A 3,150-nucleotide genomic window follows, 5' to 3' on the forward strand; every position below is an offset into this window, starting at 1 on the left:
ACGAAGTCGAAGGCACCGGCGTCAGGGTTCAGGCGGTTGTGCCCGCCTCGACGGCCACCGAAGTCTGGGATGGGATGGGCATCGACCTGAAGGATCTGCCACCTGAAACGGTCATGTCCGCCGAGAGCATGGTGGATGCAGCCCTCGCCGGACTTGACCTGGGCGAAGCTGTGACATTCCCGTCGGTTGCCGAAGCCGCTCTCCCCGTAAACTTCGTAGCGGCCGGCCGCGATCTTTTTGCCGCAGCGCAGACCGGTACGCCGGCCCCGCGCTACCGGTCGGCCAAGCCCGCAATCCTTGGAGCCGGACCGGCAGCCCTCGCGGTCGGCCTGCTCGCCCTTCTATCCGTGACCGGCGCCCCGCCGCTGGCCGCGGAGGAGGCCGACCAGGCGGTGATCGACCGCGGTGAATATCTGGTGACGTTCGGCGGTTGCAACGACTGCCACACGCCAGGCTACTTCACCGGTGCGGCTGACCCGACCCGCTTCCTTGGCGGTTCGGACGCAGGGTTCGAGGTTCCGGGCCTTGGCGTCTTCGTCGGCTCGAACCTCACGCCGGACGTGGAGACCGGACTTGGCGGCTGGACGACAGAAGACATCGTGACGGCGCTGCGCACCGGCGTCCGGCCGGACGGGCGCATTCTGGCCCCGGTCATGCCCTGGCCGAACTACAGCAACCTGAGTGACGAAGATGCCCATGCCATTGCGGCCTTCCTCCAAAGCCTCGATCCGGTCAGCCACGACGTGCCCGGCCCTTTTGCCCCTGGTGAAACGGTCAGCACCCTTATGTCGCGCATCCTGCCACCCGGTCAGATCGCCGCCCCCGCACCCGAGTGACGGTGCCGCCATCGGCCTTCATCTGAAATCAGGAGTTCAAAATGAACCTCTCAAGCAGTGAAATCTCTCCTTCAGGCCGGACAATCCCCGAGGTCGCGCATCACCGCATCCCGGTCAATAGCACCGACATCCACTATGTGACCGCAGGAACGGTGGGCTCGCCGATCCTCCTCGTCCACGGCTTTCCGGAAACGTGGTGGACCTTCCACAAGCTCATCCCGCTTCTTGCAAAGGCCCATCGCGTCATTGCGCCGGACCTGCGCGGCTTCGGGGACTCGGGAAATGCTGAAGGGGCTTACGACAGCGCCGCTTCCGCCGAGGACCTGCATCAGCTGATCCGGCATCTCGGCCTTGGCCCGGTTCATCTAACCGGCCAGGACATCGCGGGGTCTGCCGTCTTTCGCCTTGCGACCTCACATCCGGAAGATGTTGCAAGCTTCACGGCGATCGAGATGGGGCTGCCCGGACTTGGCCTGGAGGCCCTTGCCGATGTAACCCGAGGCGGGGCATGGCACATCGGTGTGCTGGCCGCGCCAGGTGTCCCCGAGATGCTGCTTGCGGGACGGGAGCGGGAGTTTCTGGGCGATTTCGCATTCCTCGCGATGAGCGCCACCCCGGATGCGATTACCGATGCCGACATCGAGGAATTTGCCCGCAGCTATTCCCGGCCCGATGGCTGGCGCGGAGCCGCTGGCCTTTATCGCTCGATGCTCGCCGAAGGCGCCGACATAAGGCAGCTCGTAGACACGAAGCCCCTGAAGATGCCGGTCCTTGCAATTGGCGCCGGGGGAGGGCGCTTCACCGCAGACACCATGGCTAAGACCAGCGGTTCCGCGATCGCCTCAATCGCACTTGATGGCGTGGGACACTACGCCGCCATGGAGGCCCCGGCTGCCCTTGCCGACGCACTCGGCGCGTTCATCGCCAAGGTCGACGCGGCGTGACCGGACTTTCGCCCTGACCGCAACCTTCCCCTCAGCAGATCTAACCGACCGCACTAGCTATCGGGATGCCGTAACGCGATCCCCCAAACCCATCCGATAACCAAGGACCAAGACCATGTTCACACGTCGAAACTTCCTGAAAACCGCCGCAGGCGCTACCGCGTTCGGCGCAGGAATCGGAACCGCAACTCTGGCGACCGCAAAGGCGCCCTTCCAACCCTCCCAGGCGCCAGGCTTTTACCGGATGGCCTTCGGCAGCTTCGAGGTCACCGCCGTATCGGACGGCACAATTCCACTGGACCTGCCCGACCTCTATATGAATACGACGCCCGAGGCGGCGCGGGCGGCGCTGAAGGCGGCGTTCCAGGCCACGCCCACACCCACGTCGGTCAACGCCTATTTGATCAATACCGGGGACCGTCTGGTTCTGATTGACGCGGGCACCGGCAGCTATCTTGGCCCCGACCTTGGGCGCCTGATCGGCAACATCGCGGCCGCTGGTTACCGGCCCGAAGACATCGATGATGTGATCCTCACACATATACACACCGACCACTCCGGCGGGTTGAGCGCCGGCGGCGAGCGGCTGTTCCCCAAGGCAACGCTTCGGGTCAACGCGCGTGAGTTACAGTTCTGGCTGGAGACGCCAGAGGCCGATCGGCCCCCGACCGCCCCGCCGCATCATTTTGACGAGGCCGCCGAAAGCCTTGGCCCCTACCTCGCAGCAGGAAAGGTGGAGACGTTTGCTGACGATGCCGAGGTGCTGCCGGGGTTCGGCTCCATCCTTCGGGCGGGGCACACGCCGGGCCACAGTTCCATCGTGGTCACGAGTGGAGATCAGAAGCTGGTCATCTGGGGCGACATCACCCATGGCGAAGTGCTTCAATTTGACGAGCCAGGCGTTGCCATCGAGTTCGACGTGGACGAGGAAGCCGCCGTCCGCACCCGCGCCGTCGCCTTCGAAGAGGCCGCCCGCGACATGTACCTCGTCGCCGGGGCGCATATTGCCTTTCCGGGCCTGGGACATGTCCGACGTGATGCCACAAACTTTGACTGGGTGCCGGTGACCTACACCAATACCTGACGCACAACTCCACTCGAACCAATTACGGCCCTGGCGCGGGGGGACGTGCGCCGCGGCATGTGCCAAGGTCCCCTCCCGTATCCGCAGCACATCCTTGCCTACAATCCGCTGCCTCCGGTAGCCACCCCGGATGCCTCCGTCGTCGCAACAATTAAAGACGCTGGCCCGCGGCTCAGAACCTTGTGTGCGGCTTGACCTGACAAACTTGCTGCATGCCGCACTAACGGCCGGTCTGGCGAAGCTGCACCGCAAAATCACATCAGGGCCGGGCGGCAGCTATGGGCCG

General features: G+C 64.7%; 2 protein-coding genes and 1 pseudogene. All 3 read left to right on the forward strand.

The annotated features are described in order from the left end of the window. Positions 1-836 (forward strand): annotated as a pseudogene (locus ACRCSW_RS13815) (hypothetical protein); the annotation flags it as partial. A gap of 41 nt (positions 837-877) precedes the next feature. After that, entirely contained in the window at positions 878-1,780 is a 903-nt protein-coding gene (locus tag ACRCSW_RS13820) for an alpha/beta fold hydrolase (RefSeq protein ID WP_438705952.1), read from the forward strand. A gap of 115 nt (positions 1,781-1,895) precedes the next feature. Next, positions 1,896-2,864 (forward strand): MBL fold metallo-hydrolase, encoded by a 969-nt coding sequence (locus ACRCSW_RS13825; protein ID WP_438705953.1) that lies wholly within the window; start codon positions 1,896-1,898, stop codon positions 2,862-2,864. Positions 2,865-3,150 lie beyond the last annotated feature (286 nt).

The sequence above is a fragment of the Tabrizicola sp. genome (genome assembly GCF_051645465.1).
In the GTDB taxonomy this organism is placed as follows: Bacteria; Pseudomonadota; Alphaproteobacteria; order Rhodobacterales; family Rhodobacteraceae; genus Tabrizicola.

What these genes read in the sequence shown, in the direction of transcription:
- ACRCSW_RS13820 (WP_438705952.1), top strand. Translation starts at nt 878, where the DNA reads ATGAACCTCTCAAGCAGTGAAATCTCTCCTTCAGGCCGGACAATCCCC.
- ACRCSW_RS13825 (WP_438705953.1), top strand. Translation starts at nt 1,896, where the DNA reads ATGTTCACACGTCGAAACTTCCTGAAAACCGCCGCAGGCGCTACCGCG.